Consider the following 17,309-nt stretch of genomic DNA (forward strand, 5'->3'; position numbering starts at 1 on the left):
TGCAGCATGAAGCGCCGATATCAGATCAGTTTCGAGGTGTCGAAGATTAATCGAACCGATGCCTGGGCCAATTCCTGTGCCTGAGAACGGATGGTTTGCAACTCGGTTTTTGCATTGTCGTCAGGGGCGTCATTGGCGCGCAGTTCGATCAGCAGGACCATTTGGTAGAGAGCGTCAATTAGTCCATGAAGATTGTGATGCAGTTGATGAGTAACTTTCGCAAAATATTCTTCCTTAGCGGGATCAGGCAGGAAAGATGAAATCAAATTGATATCATCTTTTTTCTGCCGAGTTCCGGTCAGTACGTAATTGATATCAACGCCAGCTCCGGTAATACGTAGTAAATAATCTGCCTTGGGAGAGCGTGAACCGTTTTCATAGTTGCCTTGAGCGTTGGTTTCGACGCCGCCAATGGCGCCCATGGCGCTTTGTGACAATTTAAGACGTGTGCGCTCCTCTCGAAGCCTAGGACCAATCCCTGTCATGTTTCTCTCCCAGTTCCTTGTAGCTGAATGCCGATCTACTCAACCAGCGATGACTCCCCACAAACGCCAAGCGTTTACTACGATGCTAAATAAGAAATAGTCTGACTATTGAGCTCTCATCACTGAGCACTGTGGTGGTGCACGACATGACAATACAGAATAATTGATCGGAGTGTGAAGGGGATCCAATCGGCGTGATGAAATTTTATTAAACACTCGTATGGGCAGGAAAGACAGAACTTGTAAAGGTTTTAATACCTATACAAAGTTAATATTCGTCTTCACTCGTTTGAAGGTATTTGTTTGAGGGTAACTCTTTGAGGGTGTCATTAACTTCGGCGGTTAAGTCTTCTGACACCCTAGGCTGCACAGTGGATATCAGGAAGGGCAACGCGCCGAAGTTTGTCGCGCCCACTCAGTTGCCGTTCTAGCGATGCTATCGGCCAAACTAGAAACGGCCTTTTGGTGCGCTAATACCAGGTTTTCCGTGCCGATGCCCGCAGATTGGCGAATCACGCTGCTGCAGGTCAGCGTCTGGCGCTGATTGCCATTGCCACGCAGGCTCAAGTTCCATACCACATCGATCAAGGCATATTGACCGAGTACAGACTCGAAACGGCGTACATCCGTACGGATGGAAAGTACTGGCTGATCACTCTGTTTGGGCAGGCCAGCGAGGTCCCGCGACCCAAAACGGCGCTCCAGTTCGCCCGTCAGCGCGTCGTGGAATTCATCGCCCAGCGGCGCGCCCCAGCGCTCGTTCTCCAGAATCGCCAGGCTGCCGTCGCCTTGACGCACCACCAGCGGCGGCTGATCGACCTGCACGGCCATCAGCACCGGCTGCATTTCGAATTGAAACGCAGCCCGCCCGACAGTGGCCGGCGCCTGGGTCGCGGGGGCAATCAGGGTGTAGTAATGGGTCGGTGCCGTAGAGCAGGCGCTGAGGGTCAGCGCCAGCGCGACAGTCGATGCCAAGAGGTGAGGGCGCAAGGTCATTGGGCAGGCTCCGGAGCGATTTCACGGGAAGAGGACGAACCTTTATACGAGCCGGGCGCTGCATCGCCAGTGCGACCCCGAATCAACGATTCAGGATGACGGCTGAGGAAGTCGGTCAATGCACGCACCGAACGCGCGGTGCGCTGGACTTCTTCCATGGCCTGGCCCAATTGCTGACGGGCTGGCGAGTCATCCGAAAGCGTCGCGTTGGCATTGCCCAGGGTTTTCTGCGCCTGCTGCAGAGTACCGGTCACTTGCGGCAAGACCTGCCCGTTGACGTTCTTCATGGTCTTTTGCAGTTCGATCAGGCTGCCATTGAGGTTGTTGGCCAGTTCGTCGATCGGGATCTTGCCCAGTTTGTCGACGAACGCCTGCAGTTGCTCCTGCAGCTTGTCGAAGCTGCCGCCCACGGTCGGGATGTCCAGCGGACGGGCCTTGGCGTTGTAAGTGATCCGAGGGGCTTTGGGGTCGAAATCCATGGCCACGTACAGCTGGCCAGTCAACAGGTTGCCGGTGCGAATCTGCGCACGCAGGCCACGTTCGACGAAGCGGCCGAGAATACGCGAGGTCTGCTCTTCTTCATCGCCACCGCCGGCCTGTTCCTTGAGCTTGTCGTTGGCCGCGCCGAGGCGCTGCGGGTAGATCACCGCGCCCACTACACCGGGGAAGGTGCCGGTGGCCGGGTCATAATCCAGGTCCACGGAGACGACACGGCCGATGTTCACGCCGAGGAAATCCACCGGCGCATTGACGACGAGGCCGCGCAACGATTGGTTGAAACGCATGCGAATGTATTTGGGCTCGCCATCAGGCGGCGCCAGGGCGGTGGCCTGGTCTTCGAACAGCTTGAACTCCGTATTGCCATCGGCGGGCTTGGCGTCCGGGCTGTACTTGGGTTCGCGAAAGGCAATACCCCCGGAAATGATCGAGGTCAGCGATTGGGTCGACACCTTTAGGCCCGCGGCGCCCAGGCTGACGTCAACGCCACTGGCATTCCAGAAGCGCGAGTCGGTCAGCACGTATTGATCGTTCGGCGAGTTGATGAAAATCTCGATATCCACCCCTTTGCCGTCTTTGGCCAGCTCATAGGCCACCACCTGGCCGACCTGAATGCGACGGAAGTAGATCGGCGAGCCGATGTCCAGCGAGCCAAGGTCGTCGGTGTGCAGGATGAAGCGTTTGCCTTTTTCGCCGAAGGTCACCGGCGGCGGGTTTTCCAGCCCCGTGAAGTTCTTCTCGGTCTTCTCCGAGCTGCCGGCGTCGGCGCCGATAAAGGCCCCGGACAGCAATGTGTCGACTCCCGACACGCCGTGGGCGCCAATGCGCGGGCGCACCACCCAGAATTGCGAGTCGGCGCGGGTGAACGGCGTGGCTGACTGGTTGAGTTCGATGGTCGCCAGAACGTGCGTGCGGTCCTCGCTCAGGGTGATGTCGGTGACGGTGCCGATGACCACGTTCTTGTACTTGACCTGGGTCTTCTTGGCTTCCAGGCCTTCAGCGGTCAGAAAGCTGACCACCACCTTGGGCCCGACGTTGAGGAAGTCGTGGATGACCATCGACAAGCCGATCACACCGGCGACGATCGGCACCAGCCAGACCAGCGAGACACGCGCCTTGCGCGCCTTGACCTTGGGTCTTACCGGCTCGGGTGCCGATGGGGGTAGGGTGTTATCAGGCATCTTCAACCTCTGCGTCCCAGATCAACCGGGGATCGAAACTCATGGCGGCAAACATCGTCATCACCACCACCAAACCAAAAAACAGGATGCCGAGCCGCGGCTCGATGGTGCTCAGGCCGCGAAACTGGACCAGCGCCGCCACCAGGGCGACCACCAGCACGTCGAGCATCGACCAGTAGCCGATCAGCTCGATGAAACGATAGAGCCGTGAACGCTCACGCGTCGCCCACTGGCTGCGGCGCTGGCAGGTGATCAGCAGCATGCCCAGCACCAGGAACTTGACGCACGGCACCAGCACGCTGGCGATGAAAATCAGGATGGCGATGTCCCACGAGCCGCTTTCGGCGAACTCGATCACACCGCTCATGATGGTGTTTTCGCTGGCGCTGCCCAAAAGCGTGGTGAACATCACCGGCAGGACATTGGCGGGGATGTAGAAGATCAGCCCGGCAATCAGAAACGCCCAGGTTCGCGTCAGGCTATTGGGCTTGCGTCGGTGGACCGGGGAGTCGCAGCGCGGGCAGTCGTGGGCATCCTCGGGGCAGACGTAACTGCACACATGGCACAGCGTGACTTTATATTCGCGGGCGAAAGGGATGCCGTTCATTCTGGCTCCACTCCCAATTCATCCCACAGCCTGCGGATGTCCTTGCCGGCAATCAGCAGGATCAGCACCATCAGCATGGCCATGGCCCACAGGCCAGTGCCGGGGTGCACGTCGAGCATGCCTGCCAGCTTGATGATCGCCACCAGAATGCCCAGCAGACAGACTTCGAGCATGCTCCAGGGGCGCAGGTGTTCGAGGGTGCGCATGCAGGTCTTGAAGCCGGGAGCGATTTCGTTGCGATGGGCATGCACCAGCACCCAGAACAGCAGGGCGATCTGCAAGGCCGGGGCGAGAATGATGGCAAGCCCTGCGACCAGCGCGATCAGCGTGATCTGCCCCTGAGCCAGCGCTTGGACCGAGCCCCACAGGGTGACCGCGTTGTGCAGGCCTTTCATGCTGATGCTGATCACGGGGAACACATTGGCAAAGATGAACATGATGCCGGCGGCGATGCTTAAGGCGAGCATCTGTTCGATGCTCATGCGGTGTCCTCGGTCGAGAACAGCGGCGCAACGCAGGCAATACGCCGACTCGCCCTTGTTCAGCGGCTCGGCGTGATAGAGCGAATCGCAATGCTCGCAGATGATCCACTGATCGGGATCGGTCAGGGGGCTCGAATGACGAGTCATCGGCGCCGTCGGCGAGGGGGTGGGGGTGTTCACGATAGTTCGGCTTCAAAGGCGTGCGTGTGAGGACATTGACCACAATGCCAGCATCGCGTTCGATGCCGCATCAGGCGGTATGAAGAAACCATTGAATCAAAGCACGTTTGCTGTTGTACCGGGAGATGAGGTGTTGCGACCTGTGTCGTCGCAAACGCAACAAGTGTAGCGCGATACAGGGGTGTTGCGCGTATAGAAATCGTCATAACCCCCTGAAAAAACAATGTTTCATGGGCGTGGCACAGCTTGCTCCACGGCTTTGCAGCCGGGGCACGGACGCTTCCGGTTCTAATAAGAAACGCTGAGCCCCTATAATTCGCTGTTGTTCACTGCCGTGGCGCTGGGTATCGCCCTCACGGCTGATAATGCCACTGCTGCCGCCGGTCAAGAACCGGCAACTGGCTGAGCCATGGCCGTACTTATGACGAGCAGCGCTAACTCATGGGTGATCGATCCTCTCACAGTGGTCCGCGTCGGAAAGTCGCAGGTCTGAGGCGCAGAGCAGGCCGCTGGTGGCGTGCGCCGACGCCCCGTCCTTGCGTGAATTCTCGTGTTACAACTCGTGGGGATGGGCGGTGGTAGACTCTCGCCACTTCAGACGAGGAGCAACAGACGTGCGCAAGATGGCAATGATGGTGGCGGTACTGATGCTGGCAGGTTGTGACGGCGGTAAACCGGCAACGCCCGCGAAGGTTCCGGCGACCGATTCGGTCGCAGAAGCACCGACCCCGGCTTCGCCGCAGTGGACCATTCGCGTTCATTTGAAAGAAGCCCTGAGCGACATGACCTATTGGCTGGTCGAGCACCATTACCCGTCTTACGTGGTCAAGGTCGACGGCAAGGAAGTGGTCATGATTGGCCCGTTCGACAACCAGGAGGCCGCCGAAAAGGCCAAGATCGACATCGACGCCGCGCTGGTCAAGGGCCATCGCCTGTCGCAACTGGAAGTCATCGCGCCCAAATCCTGAGCCTGGCCCGCGATGTAACGCGACACCCTGGCAAGGCTGTGCCACCCTTCGTTCACGCGCTCGAATACTCGAGTGCGTGAACCGGGAATCGCCGCTATGGACGAGATTCAACGCCTCAGTGACCTGCTGAGCGCCAACCAGCGTTATGAAGAGCAGAAGCAACAACGCTTTATCGACGATCTGGCGCAATGGAATGCCAGCATCGAAGCCCTGTATCAGACCGTCGAAGGCTGGCTCAAGCCGTTGCTGGACGCGGGTCAGACCCGCTTCGAGTACGAGCCGCATCTGGCCCAAGGCAAGGGCTATCCCGACGAAAACTCACCGTTCATGACCCGCCGCATGGGCTTTTTTCTGGGCGCCCATGAAGTGGCCTTCGTGCCTGATGCCATGGGCCCTAAAGGGCAGGTGAGTGTATCGGTGGGGGGTGTGAGCCTGCACGGGCAGGAGAAATACAGCCTGTATCGCGAGGCCGGGCAGCGCGATTGGCTGCTGAAGAAGACGGTGGGCGTGAAAGACTCAGAGCCCGTGACATTTACAGCGGATTATTTCGGCAAGTTACTGCAGGGCGTTGTGCCGCAGCGGCAGGGTTGAGCAAGAAGATCGCAGCGGACGCGACATTGTGGGAGCCGGGCTTGCCAGCTCCCACAGATCAATTGCGCATACCTACATGTGGGTATGCCTCAATATTTCAACGACGACCCAACAACAGGCCGACCACCAGACCGAACCCGGCGGACACCGCTACGGTCTGCCATGGATGGCCGCCGATATAGGTTTCGGTGGCTTGCACGGCGGGCTTGGTTTTGTCACGCACGCTGCTCAGGGAATCCACGGCCTGCTTGAGCTTCAGGCTCAGCTGCGCGCGTACGGTTTCTGCCTCTTCGCCGACCAGCGAAGCGCTGTCCTTGAGCAGTTTGTCGGACTCTTCGATGAGGGCCGCCAATTCGCTGAATGCTTGATCCTGGATCTGTTCGGCGGCGTTTTGGGCAGCGGTTTTACGAGCCATGGCAAATTTCCTTTCAGTTGATGATGGCAGTGAGCAATGGAGTCGCTTGGGCCGGGAAAAGTTGCAGCGTATTTCGAGGTCGGCGCAAAAAGTGCGACGAATGTAATCGGGTATCCCGGAGCAGCGGTGTAAGATGCTGACGCGTCCGGGGCGGCATCAGTCCTGCGCGCCGCGTCCTGTTTTTGCACACAGAGGTAAACGTCATGAGTTTTAACCTGGCCAACAAAACCCTTGCCGAGCGCGCCGAGATCGAGGACGAAAAATCACGTCTGTTCGAGCTGTGGCAGAGCAACCTGGGCAAGGCCAAGGGCGAAGCGGCCCGCTTGATGGGCGAGCGCGCCAAGCGCAAGGGCAAGTGGTCGGAGTGGGTGCGCTCGGAACTGGACGCCATGTCGCCCCCCGAATACGCCAATATGGTGCGCGCCGAAGTCAACCGCCTGGTTGCCGCCGCTCGCGCCTGATCGCCAGCGAACCCGGATGCCTGCCGGGTTTACCCAACGGCCGCTCACGGGCAGAATTCACCGATCTTGATCACCGTGAGCCTGTTTGAACATGCACGACGTCAGTATCCATCGTTACGCACCTGGGGACGAGCAAGGCATCATCAAGCTGATCGTGCCGATCCAGCGCGAAGAATTCGGCATCGACATCTCGGCTGAAGATCAGCCTGACTTGATGGACATTGCCCGGTTCTATCAGACCGGCGCAGGTGATTTCTGGGTGGCCCGTGGCGATGCCAAGGTCATCGGCACCATCGCCCTGAAAGATATCGGCAATCACGAAGTGGCCCTGCGCAAGATGTTCGTCGCCGCCCCCTGGCGCGGGAAAGAGCATGGGGTTGCCAAACGTCTGCTTGAGCACCTGATCGACGCCGCGCGCGAGCGTGGGGTGAAGCGGATTTACCTGGGCACTACCGCGAAATTCCTCGCAGCGCACCGCTTCTACGAACGCCACGGTTTCGAGCTGATCGAGCAGGAGGCCCTGCCTGCGAGCTTCCCGCTGATGGTGGTTGATACGCGCTTCTACGCTTTGAGCCTGTAAACACAGGCATCACCAACTCCCGCTGGCAGGCTGCGGCAGGCTCAACGTGCCGCTATCGTAGAAGCGCATGGTGCCGAACAGGCCGCCCGCCAGCTTGCCGTGCAGTTCGTACGGCAGATTGTCCAGACTCTGTTTTTCGGTCAGCCCCACCGCCTGACGCAACGCCGCGAACGCCGAGACGGTGACCGGCACTGTCAGCACGCCTTCGGAAAACCGGGTGATGGTGCCTTTCTGATCGCTGACGCCTGAAGCCAGCAACTTGCCATTGACGTCCAGATTCAGCGCCACGCCGTCGTATTGAATGTCAGTGTCGTTGGGGTTCTGCAGACGCAGCTTCACCGCGAAACGGATTTCCAGGTCCTGCCCTGGCAGCGGCTCGATGCCGACCACGTTGATGTTCAGCGGGTCGCGATTGGGAAACAGCGCGCAGGCGCTCAAGGCCAGCAACAGTAGACAGGTGAGCAGGGTGCGGATCGGGCGTTGCGGCATCACGGTGCTCCAGTGGCGAGGCAGAGCGGGAGAGGGCTCCCGCTCGGTAAAGCCTAGCGTTCCAACTGTGCGACCGCATGGGGGGAGAGAGGTTCTGTTTCGGCGCTTTTCGCCGGGTCCTGCAGCACCTTGACGGTAGAGGCTTCCGGGTCGAATTCGGTGATCTCTTCCTCTATGTGCTCTTCGGGCAGGAAGATGTTGAGGATGATCGCGCAGAAAGCGCCCACGGTGATTGGTGACTCGAAGATGTTGTGCAGCGCCTTGGGCAGCTCGCGCAACACTTCCGGGACCGCCGCCACACCCAGGCCCATCCCCAGGGAGATCGCCACGATCAGCATGTTGCGCCGATGCAGCCCGGCCTCGGAGAGGATCTTGATCCCGGCCACCGCCACGGTGCCGAACATGATCAGCGTCGCGCCGCCGAGCACCGGTTTGGGCATCAGTTGCAGCACCGCGCCAATGATCGGAAACAGCCCCAGCAACACCAGAATCCCGGCGATGAAAAACGCGACGTAGCGGCTGGCCACGCCGGTCAGCTGAATCACCCCGTTGTTCTGAGCGAAGGTCACCATCGGCAGGCTGTTGAAGGTTGCCGCCATGGCCGAATTGAGCCCGTCTGCCAAAAGACCCGACTTGATGCGGCGGATGTACACCGGCCCGCTCACCGGCTGCTGCGAGATCATCGAGTTGGCAGTCAGATCGCCCGCGGCTTCCAGCGGCGAGACCAGAAAGATCACTGCAATCGGGATAAACGCCAGCAGGTCAAAGGAGAAGCCGTATTTGAACGGCACCGGAATGCTCATCACCGGCACCTGCGGCATCTGCGCGAAGTCCACGCGGCCCATGTACCAGGCCACGGCAAAGCCCAGGGTCAGGCCGATGATGATCGCGCTCAGGCGCAGCAACGGAATATTGAAACGATTGAGGAGCACAATCGTGCCCAGCACCAGCGCGGCCAGCCCCAGGTTGGCGGCCGAGCCCATGTCTGGCGCGCCGAAGCCGCCAGCCATGTCGGTCATCGCCACCTTGAGCAGCGACAGGCCCATCAACGTGATGATGGTGCCGGTGACCACCGGGGTGATCAGCTTGCGCAGCTTGCCAATGAACTGGCTCAGTACCACTTCGACAAAAGCTGCGCAGAAGCACACGCCAAAGATGGTCGAGAGAATTTCCTCGGTGCCGCCGCCTCGGCTCTTCACCAGAAAACCGGCGCTGAGGATCACGCTGAGAAACGAGAAGCTGGTGCCTTGCAGACACAACAGGCCCGAGCCGATGGGGCCGAAGCGTTTGGCCTGAACAAAGGTGCCAAGGCCCGACACGAACAGCGCCATGCTGATCAGGTAGGGCACCTCACTGTCCAGGCCCAGCACGCTGCCGACGATCAGGGTCGGGGTGATGATGCCGACGAAGCTGGCGAGTACGTGTTGCAGGGCCGCAAAGATGGCGGCGGTGAAATGCGGTCGGTCGTTGAGGCCGTAGATCAGGTCGGTCTTGCGCGCAGCAGGGCGCTGGGAGGAACTGCTTTGAGGTGTGGTCATGGTTAGCCTGCCAATTGTTTTTATTCGGTCGTGGGCTTTGCAGTTGACGCTGTACTGACCTGTATACAAAAGCTGTCTAGCCGGTCAGGTTTTGCGACTGTACAACATGTCGACACGCCGAAAAACAATTCATTTGAAAATTGTGTACAAAAAACTGCCATGGGCGGGGTGTGGCGCCGGAAATAAAAGGGCGCGCAGAATGCCAGAAAATGCTTCGCGGGTCTGCGCTGGCCGCTTATTCTGTTGCGGCTGAACCTTCAGGCGCCCAGGGGCGTCGAAACTGGCGCTGTTCTTCGCAACACCCGTTCGCGACGGGCCTGATTTCGACAAGGAGGTTTCTACTGAGGCGAACCGACCTTCATGAGCACGGCACAACGCTTTCCGATGACTGATCAGCAGGTGGCGCTCATTTCCAGGGCCCTGGCCGATCAGCGGCGTTACCAGATTCTGTTGCAGATCGGCGCCAGCCCGGATGCCGTTCCCTGCGCCGAGCTGCTCAAGGTCCACCCCGTCAGCGCCGCCACGGTGTCCCATCACACCAAGGAGCTGGAGCGGGCAGGGCTGATCACCACGCTGCGCGAAGGCAAGTACGCCAGCTTCAGGATCCAGCGTGAAACACTGCGCGCTTATGCCGAGCAACTGATGCAGATCTGAGCAGCAAGCGGCATAGGATTATATTTATAAGACATCGTACGACCTTGTCTTGATAGTCGCAGGTATATGCCTGTAAATTGGCTGCCCTCGCTCTCCCATCCTCCCGCCTTTGCACAGGCGCACTCGGAGTTTCTTATGTACCCAGATGTTCAGCTGTATATCGATGGCCAATGGCGCGCCAGTGAAGACGGCCGCACCCTCGCCGTGATCAACCCGGCAACCGGTGACACCCTGGGCACCGTGGCCCATGCCGACATCGCCGATTTGGACAAGGCCCTCGCCGCCGCTGAGCGCGGCTTTGAAACCTGGCGCAGCACCCCGGCGTATGATCGCTACAAGATCATGCAGAAAGCCGCCAACCTGTTGCGCGATCGTGCCGATCACATCGCCAGCATCATGACCCAGGAACAGGGCAAGCCGCTGACCGAAGCGCGCATGGAAACCCTCGCTGCGGCCGACATCATCGACTGGCTGGCAGAGGAAGGCCGCCGCGCCTACGGCCGTCTGGTGCCGTCGCGCAATGTGTCGGTGGAGCAAAAAGTGATCAAGGAACCGGTTGGCCCGGTTGCCGCCTTCACCCCGTGGAACTTCCCGATCAACCAGATCGTGCGCAAGCTGTCGTCGGCACTGGCCGCTGGCTGCTCGATTATCGTCAAGGCCCCGGAAGAAACCCCGGCATCGCCTGCCGAACTGATCCGCGCGTTCATCGATGCTGGCGTACCAGCAGGCGTGATCGGTCTGGTGTTTGGCGATCCGGCGCAGATCTCCAGCTACCTGATCGCGCACCCGATCATCAAGAAAGTCACCTTCACCGGCTCCACCCCAGTGGGCAAGCAACTGGCTGCACTGGCCGGTCAGCACATGAAGCGCGCGACCATGGAACTGGGCGGTCACGCCCCGGCGCTGGTGTTCGACGACGCCGACATCGATCTGGCTGCGCGTACCCTGGCAGGCGCCAAGTTCCGCAACGCCGGGCAGGTCTGTGTGTCTCCGACGCGTATCTTGGTGCAGCGTGGGGTGTACGACGCCTTTGTCGAGAAGTTCGTCGGCTTTACCCATGAAGTAAAAGTCGGCAATGGTCTGGAGCAGGGCGTGACCATGGGCCCGCTGGCCAACGAACGCCGGGCTCCGGCGCTGGCGGCGTTGATCAAGGATGCCTGCGAGAAGGGCGCCAAGCTGGAAACCGGCGGCAAGGCGGTGGAGGGCCCTGGCTATTTCTTCGAGCCGACGGTGTTGAGCGGCCTGACCACGGACATGCGTGCGATGAGTGAAGAGCCCTTTGGTCCGCTGGCATTGATCGTGCCGTTCGATACCGTGGAGGACGCCGTGAAGGAGTCCAACCGTGTGCCGTTTGGCCTGGCGTCGTATGCGTTCACCACGTCGATGAAAACGGCGCATATCCTCAGCACCCGGATCGAGGCGGGGATGCTGTCGATCAACCATCAGGGCATTGGGCTGGTGGAGGTGCCGTTCGGCGGGATCAAGGATTCGGGGTATGGGTCTGAAGGCGGGACTGAGGCGATCGAGGCTTATCTGAATACCAAGCTGGTGACGGTGTTCAATCTTTGATGGTTTGAGTTGGGTGGCGTTTGAGTTCCGGCGAAGATCCGTCGGCTAGCCATACCTGTGGGAGCGAATTCATTCGCGTTAAATGGTTCAGGCGGTGGAGATGTATCGGCTGTGCAGGCGCCTCGCGAATGAATTCGCTCCCACAGGTGCGACGCCTGCTTTCGCCACCTGCGGCTGGGCCCGTACCTGCTTCGGCACTATAAAAAGACCGCCATCATCCCTGACGGCGGTCATCAAAAATCAACAACCCGAATCACCAACGCCCAGCCTCGCGATGATCCCAGTGGCGGTCATAGCCACGGTCGTAATACCGATGCGGCGGTGGTGGCGCGAAGCGGCGGGGCGCTACCGGCACATAGGCCACCGGTTGGTAATACGCCGGCTGATAACGCGGCTGTGGCCGGTACTCCTGATACTGAGGACGATGGTGGTCATGGCCGGACCCGCTGATCACGGTCGCCAGCACTGCACCGACCGCCGCCCCGGCGATGACCGGCACTATCACATCGCGTTCACTCGCCGACGCTGCTCCCGCAGCGACCAGGCAACCGGACAGGATCAAGGCTTTAGTCATCTTCGAAATCATGGTGTCTCCTCAGGCGATGTGTTTGGGTTCGCCATGGAGCTATGAAACACCGAATCGGTGTAAAGGAACGTCCAGACTCCGTAAACGTTGAGTAAAGGGTCAACAAAAATCACACCACATTCAGGTGTCCTGCGCTTGCGCGGCCGCCCGACCTTTCGCCAGAATCGCGTCCCGACCCAGCCCACCACAGAGGCAGCAGTTGAACGAACAGACATTGTCGCGGCGGCTTGAGCGGGTTGCTGCCCATGTGCCGCCGGGCGCGCGGCTGGCCGATATCGGCTCCGATCATGGCTACCTGCCGGTGGCATTGATGCGTCGCGGGCTTATCGAGTGGGCGGTGGCGGGTGAGGTGGCCTTGACGCCGTTCAAGGCTGTTGAGCGTACAGTGCGCGAGACCGGGCTTGAGCAGTCGATTGTCGTGCGTCTGGCCGACGGCCTGCAGGCCATCGAACCGGGGGATGGGGTGACTGCGATCAGCCTGTGCGGCATGGGCGGGGAGACCATCCGCGACATTCTCAGACGCGACAAAACCCGCCTGAAGGGCCATGAGCACCTGATCCTGCAGCCCAACGGCGGCGAGCAGCCCTTGCGTTTATGGCTGATGGAAAACGGCTATGGCATCACCTGTGAAGAAGTGCTGCGGGAAAACCGTTTCGATTACGAGATCATCGTCGCCGAGCCCTGCGGCCCGGTCTGCTACACCCCTGAGCAGCTGTACTTCGGCCCGGTGCAGATGCAAACCCGCAGCCCGGCGTTCCTGCTCAAGTGGCAGCGTCTTCTGCGTTTGAGGCAGCGCACCCTGGCCGGTTTTGCCCACGCTCGACAGCCGGTGCCCGAGGAAAAAGTGCAAGACATCGCCCGCCAGGTGAAGTGGATCACTGAACTGCTGGCATGAGGGTGTCAAACAGGATCAACGCGTGCGGCGTCGGCTCTTTTGAATTCGATGCCGTCGCGCAGGAAGAGAGACTAGGGCGTAACGCCCTAGTTGGGCAGCGGGTGTTACTTTTTCTTTTTTGCAGGTTTGTCGGCTTTGTCCGATTTCTTGGCTTTCTCGGGTTTGCTGTCCGCTTTTTTCGCTGACTTCTTGGGTTCAGCGTCCTTCTTGCTGCTTTTCTTCTCGGAAGACTTTGAAAGGGCCGACGCCGCTTCCGACTTCTTGGCCGGTGAGGCCTTTTTGTCTTTCAAGTCCTTACTGGATTTCGAAGCGTCACTCTTGCTTTTCTTGTCGTCTTTAGCCACGTCAACCACCTCTTGAAAGTGCCCGTATTGGCACAGAGCCTGGGGAATATCCACAAGCTGATCATTAGGCGAAAGCTTTCAGAAGCGGTTCAATCTTTTTGCTGGGGCGAGTGGCCCAAGGTTCGCCTGGGCGTATCAGGCAAAAAAGAACCCGCTGCAAGAGCGGGTTCGCTAACGCTTATCAGAGCTTGGGCAACTGCCCGATGCGTCCCATCATTTCGGTGACGATCTGCAAGTCCAAAAGGAATTGCCCGGTGGTCTTGAACTCGCTGTCGGTGTGGCCGGTGTATTTCACATCCGGTCGCGCCAGGCCGAACTGCACGCCGTTGGGCAGCTCATGCACCGACGTCGCGCCGGCCGAGGTGCCGAATGTGTGTTTCATGTTCAGGTTCTCGCTGGCCACGGCCAGCAGCGCCTTGACCCACTCGCCTTCAGGGTTGCGGTACATCGGTTCGGCGATGGAGTAATCGAAAGCCGGCGCGATGTGGGTGTTCTTGCCCCAGGCGTCGAGCTTGCCAGCGATTTCGGACTTGAGCGTCTCAGGGGACTTGCCTTTGGGCACACGCAGGTTCACGGCGAGCTTGAACGCCTTGTCATCCTGCGCGACGTAGGTCAACGAGGTGGTCAGCGGGCCCATGAACGCGTCGGAAAAACCGATCCCCAGTTTGCCGCCCAGATAATCCAGCCCCCAGTTATCCGCCGCGTAACGCGCGGCATCGGTGATCGCGTTGTGCTTGAATGCGACCTTGCCGTCCAGAGCGTTGAGAAAGTCCAGCATCCGCGCCACCGGGTTGACCCCTGATTGTGGCTCGGAGGAGTGCGCCGACACGCCGGTCACGGTCAGGTTGACATCCTTGCCGATGACCTTGGCCTCGATCTGAAAGTCGCCGCCGTTTCTTTTGACGTATTCGGCGCCTGCCTTTTGCAGCGCCACAGCGAGCTCGGCGGGGTTGTCGGTGACCAGGGTCGCGACCGAGCGGGACGGAATCTGGTTGGTCGCCATGCCGCCGGTCATCGACGTGACTTCTGCGCCCTTACCTTCGGCGGCGCGACGAGGGAAGGTCGCCATTACCGTACCGTAACCTTTTTCGGCAATCACCACCGGATAACTGCCGTCCAGTGCCAGGTTGTAGTCCGGCGTAGGGTTGCGCTCGAAATAATAGGGAATGGCGTCGCCTGCGGTTTCCTCGGTGGTGTCGATCAGCAGCTTGAAATGACGCGCCAGCGGCAGCTTCTCTTCCTTGATGATCTTCATCGCATAGAGCGCCACGACGATGCCGTTCTTGTCATCTTCGGTGCCACGCCCGTACATGCGATCGCCGATCAGCGTCACCTTGAACGGGTCGAGCTTCGTGCCGTCCTGCAGCACCCAATTCTCCGGGGTCACCGGCACCACATCGGCGTGGGCGTGAATGCCGACGACTTCCTTGCCCGCGCCGTCCAGCGACACTTCGTAGACGCGATTATCGATGTTGCGGAAATCAAGGTTGAAGGATTGCGCGAGGCTTTTGATTTTCTCGGCAATCTTCAGGAATTCAGGGTTCTCATGCTGTGGGACGCCATCTTTGCGATAGGTCGGAATCTCGACCAGCTCGCGCAGGGTTTCAGTGGCGGCACTGCCGTATTTCACTCGCGCATACAGGCCCAGCAGGCGATGAATCTCATTCTGCTGCTCGGCGTTGAGTGTCTTGTTGTCGAGGAAAGCCTGGATGCCAGCGCCGAGGTGGTCAGCTTTTGCCACGTCGCTCTTGGCTACGCGAGTCAGGAACTGCCTGAAGTCGGTCACCGATGCGTCGTTGAAGGTCTTGAGAATGACGTCGCTCTGTTGCGCGGAAAGGTTGGCCCAGGCAGGCATCGCGAACGAGGAGAAACCGGCGATAGCCAGCGTGGCCATCGCCAGGGGCTTGAGGGGAAATTTCATGGATGAAGCATTCCTTTGCAGCGGATTTGAAAGAATTCTGATCGTTTAGCCAGAAAGATCTGCAACCTAACATCGCGGGAAAGGGTGGGGAACCCTGAAGGGAGAATGTGTCGCGATGTCAGGGGAAAGCGGCGCAGATGTGAAAAATTATTTCAACGAAAAGGCCGTGGCAGAGCCGTTCCCGATTGAACGGCTCAGCTGCTTCACTGCTTAATCAATGCGTGGATGCTGCTGCGCCAGCTCCTTGCGCTTGGCCTCCAGCTCGGCGATTTGTGCGTCGATGTCTTCGATTTTCTGCTCGATATTGTCGTGATGCTCCTGGAGCAGCTCCTTGGCTTCTTGCATGTCCGAGGCCGCAGGCGCTGCACCGCGCAGGGGTTTATTGGCGGTTTCCTTCATGGTCACGCCGGTGATCAGGCCGATGATCGCCACCACCATCAGGTAATACGCGGGCATGTACAGATTGTCCGTGCTCTCCACCAGCCAGGCGGCCACGGTGGGGGTAACACCTGCGATCAGCACCGAGACGTTGAAAGCGCTGGCCAGCGCGCTGTAGCGAATGTGGGTGGGGAACATCGCCGGCAGGGTCGAGGCCATGACGCCGATGAAGAAGTTGAGCACCACGGCGAGGATCAACAGGCCTGAGAAGATCAGGCCGATTTTGCCACTGATGATCAACATGAACGCCGGGATGGCGAAGATGAACAGCGCAATGCTGCCGACGATAATGAAGGGTTTGCGGCCGATCTTGTCGCTGATGAAGCCGATCAGCGGCTGAACGAAAAGCATGCCGACCATGATCGCGATAATGATCAGCACGCCGCGGTTTTCGCTGTAGTGCAGGTTGTGCGACAGGTAGCTCGGCATGTAGGTCAGCAGCATGTAGTAGGTCACGTTGGTCGCGACCACAATGCCGATGCAAGTGAGCAAGCTGCGCCAGTGCTTGGTGGCGACTTCTTTGAACGAGACTTTCGGGCCATGGGACAGGCCTTCGCGATCGCCCTGTTCGAGTTTTTCCACGTGCTGCTGGAAGGCCGGGGTTTCTTCCAGGGCGTTACGCAGGTAAAGCCCGAGCATGCCCAGCGGCAGGGCGAGGAAGAACGGCAGGCGCCAGCCCCATTCCTGGAATTTGTCTTCGCCGATGACCGTGGAGATCAAGACGACGACGCCTGCGCCCAACACGAAACCGGCAATGGAACCGAAGTCCAGCCAGCTGCCGAGAAAACCGCGCTTGCGGTCCGGCGCATATTCGGCGACGAAGATCGAGGCGCCGGTGTATTCGCCTCCCACCGAGAAGCCCTGAGCCATCTTCGCCAGCAACAGCAGGATCGGCGCCCAGATGCCAATGGAGGCGTAAGAGGGGATCAGGCCGATGGCGGTGGTGCTCAGGGACATGATCACGATGGTCGCGGCGAGGACTTTCTGTCGGCCGTATTTATCACCCAGGGCGCCGAAGAACAGGCCTCCGAGCGGGCGGATCAGGAAGGGCACGGAGAAGGTGGCGAGCGCTGCGATCATTTGCACGCCAGGGTCGGCACCGGGGAAGAAAACCTTGCCCAGCACATAGGCGACAAAGCCGTACACGCCGAAGTCGAACCACTCCATGGCGTTGCCCAGCGCTGCGGCCGTGATGGCTTTGCGCATCTTGGCGTCGTCGACGATGGTGATGTCTTTGAGCCCGATGGGCTGGACTTTTTTCTTGCTTGATTTCATACGGGTCACTCAGTTTCCAATCGGTGTTGCTTGACGTCGATGCCATTGTTTTAATGGCACCGCTCTTTGCGATCAGATACATGAGGACACGAAATAATTCAGCGCCGGCCAGGATTTTTCGCGGCGAGTGAGGGTGTCGCGGGGGGATGAGGTACG

General features: G+C 59.6%; 19 protein-coding genes. 7 read left to right on the plus strand and 12 right to left on the minus strand.

Going from position 1 to position 17,309, the window contains the following annotated elements:
* Positions 1-20: 20 nt before the first annotated feature.
* The 5 genes from AC07V9_RS17250 to AC07V9_RS17270 all read right to left on the minus strand — a co-directional run bounded on the left by AC07V9_RS17250 (position 21) and on the right by AC07V9_RS17270 (position 4,396).
* Positions 21-485 (minus strand): helix-turn-helix domain-containing protein, encoded by a 465-nt coding sequence (locus AC07V9_RS17250; RefSeq protein ID WP_495016872.1) that lies wholly within the window; start codon positions 483-485, stop codon positions 21-23.
* 378 nt (positions 486-863) lie between these two features.
* Positions 864-1,481 (minus strand): PqiC family protein, encoded by a 618-nt coding sequence (locus AC07V9_RS17255; RefSeq protein ID WP_495016873.1) that lies wholly within the window; start codon positions 1,479-1,481, stop codon positions 864-866.
* Entirely contained in the window at positions 1,478-3,160 is a 1,683-nt protein-coding gene (locus AC07V9_RS17260; RefSeq protein ID WP_495016874.1) for a PqiB family protein, read from the minus strand. Before AC07V9_RS17260 ends, AC07V9_RS17255 begins: the two co-directional genes overlap by 4 nt.
* Positions 3,153-3,767 (minus strand): paraquat-inducible protein A, encoded by a 615-nt coding sequence (locus AC07V9_RS17265; RefSeq protein WP_495016875.1) that lies wholly within the window; start codon positions 3,765-3,767, stop codon positions 3,153-3,155. Before AC07V9_RS17265 ends, AC07V9_RS17260 begins: the two co-directional genes overlap by 8 nt.
* Positions 3,764-4,396, minus strand: a complete 633-nt coding sequence (locus AC07V9_RS17270; protein WP_495016934.1) for a paraquat-inducible protein A — start codon at positions 4,394-4,396, stop codon at positions 3,764-3,766. The genes AC07V9_RS17265 and AC07V9_RS17270 overlap by 4 nt, the downstream gene beginning before the upstream one ends.
* A gap of 647 nt (positions 4,397-5,043) precedes the next feature.
* On the opposite strand from AC07V9_RS17270, the gene AC07V9_RS17275 reads away from it, so the two are divergent.
* A complete protein-coding gene (locus tag AC07V9_RS17275) occupies positions 5,044-5,397 on the plus strand; it encodes an SPOR domain-containing protein (RefSeq protein WP_495016876.1) in 354 nt (117 codons plus the stop codon).
* A 96-nt stretch (positions 5,398-5,493) separates the two neighbouring features.
* Positions 5,494-5,988: a hypothetical protein gene (locus tag AC07V9_RS17280; RefSeq protein ID WP_495016877.1), complete on the plus strand. Its 495-nt coding sequence runs from the start codon at positions 5,494-5,496 to the stop codon at positions 5,986-5,988.
* 97 nt (positions 5,989-6,085) lie between these two features.
* Here the strand turns inward: AC07V9_RS17280 and AC07V9_RS17285 are convergent, their stop codons facing one another.
* Positions 6,086-6,403, minus strand: coding sequence for an ElaB/YgaM/YqjD family protein (locus tag AC07V9_RS17285; protein ID WP_296181903.1), 318 nt, complete (start codon positions 6,401-6,403; stop codon positions 6,086-6,088).
* A gap of 203 nt (positions 6,404-6,606) precedes the next feature.
* Here AC07V9_RS17285 and AC07V9_RS17290 point away from each other — a divergent pair, with 203 nt between their 5' ends.
* A complete protein-coding gene (locus AC07V9_RS17290; RefSeq protein ID WP_495016878.1) occupies positions 6,607-6,864 on the plus strand; it encodes a hypothetical protein in 258 nt (85 codons plus the stop codon).
* An 85-nt stretch (positions 6,865-6,949) separates the two neighbouring features.
* Complete coding sequence (locus AC07V9_RS17295) at positions 6,950-7,444, plus strand: GNAT family N-acetyltransferase (protein ID WP_495016879.1); 495 nt, start codon at positions 6,950-6,952, stop codon at positions 7,442-7,444.
* Between the two features lie 9 nt (positions 7,445-7,453).
* Here the strand turns inward: AC07V9_RS17295 and AC07V9_RS17300 are convergent, their stop codons facing one another.
* Together AC07V9_RS17300 and AC07V9_RS17305 are read right to left on the minus strand one after the other, a co-directional pair.
* The gene (locus AC07V9_RS17300; protein ID WP_495016880.1) at positions 7,454-7,933 is read right to left on the minus strand and encodes an LEA/WHy family protein; all 480 of its coding nucleotides are present in this window, start codon (positions 7,931-7,933) and stop codon (positions 7,454-7,456) included.
* A gap of 53 nt (positions 7,934-7,986) precedes the next feature.
* Positions 7,987-9,471, minus strand: a complete 1,485-nt coding sequence (locus AC07V9_RS17305; RefSeq protein WP_495016881.1) for a nucleobase:cation symporter-2 family protein — start codon at positions 9,469-9,471, stop codon at positions 7,987-7,989.
* 360 nt (positions 9,472-9,831) lie between these two features.
* On the opposite strand from AC07V9_RS17305, the gene AC07V9_RS17310 reads away from it, so the two are divergent.
* Positions 9,832-10,125, plus strand: a complete 294-nt coding sequence (locus tag AC07V9_RS17310; RefSeq protein ID WP_495016882.1) for an ArsR/SmtB family transcription factor — start codon at positions 9,832-9,834, stop codon at positions 10,123-10,125.
* Between the two features lie 135 nt (positions 10,126-10,260).
* Complete coding sequence (locus tag AC07V9_RS17315) at positions 10,261-11,694, plus strand: NAD-dependent succinate-semialdehyde dehydrogenase (protein WP_495016883.1); 1,434 nt, start codon at positions 10,261-10,263, stop codon at positions 11,692-11,694.
* Positions 11,695-11,947: 253 nt separating this feature from the next.
* Here AC07V9_RS17315 and AC07V9_RS17320 read toward each other — a convergent pair whose 3' ends face one another.
* Positions 11,948-12,280 carry a hypothetical protein gene (locus AC07V9_RS17320; RefSeq protein ID WP_495016884.1) on the minus strand — a complete coding sequence of 111 codons (333 nt, stop codon included), beginning with the start codon at positions 12,278-12,280 and terminating at the stop codon, positions 11,948-11,950.
* Positions 12,281-12,479: 199 nt separating this feature from the next.
* On the opposite strand from AC07V9_RS17320, the gene AC07V9_RS17325 reads away from it, so the two are divergent.
* Positions 12,480-13,175, plus strand: coding sequence for a tRNA (adenine(22)-N(1))-methyltransferase (locus AC07V9_RS17325; RefSeq protein WP_495016885.1), 696 nt, complete (start codon positions 12,480-12,482; stop codon positions 13,173-13,175).
* A 104-nt stretch (positions 13,176-13,279) separates the two neighbouring features.
* On the opposite strand, the gene AC07V9_RS17330 is transcribed toward AC07V9_RS17325, so the two are convergent.
* The 3 genes from AC07V9_RS17330 to proP form a co-directional block, all read right to left on the minus strand.
* Positions 13,280-13,528, minus strand: a complete 249-nt coding sequence (locus AC07V9_RS17330; RefSeq protein ID WP_495016935.1) for a hypothetical protein — start codon at positions 13,526-13,528, stop codon at positions 13,280-13,282.
* A 172-nt stretch (positions 13,529-13,700) separates the two neighbouring features.
* Positions 13,701-15,440, minus strand: a complete 1,740-nt coding sequence (locus tag AC07V9_RS17335) for a dipeptidase (RefSeq protein WP_495016886.1) — start codon at positions 15,438-15,440, stop codon at positions 13,701-13,703.
* A gap of 210 nt (positions 15,441-15,650) precedes the next feature.
* Positions 15,651-17,153, minus strand: coding sequence for a glycine betaine/L-proline transporter ProP (gene proP / locus AC07V9_RS17340; protein ID WP_495016887.1), 1,503 nt, complete (start codon positions 17,151-17,153; stop codon positions 15,651-15,653).
* Positions 17,154-17,309 lie beyond the last annotated feature (156 nt).

This window comes from Pseudomonas sp. GW821-FHT02A11 (genome assembly GCF_059421985.1).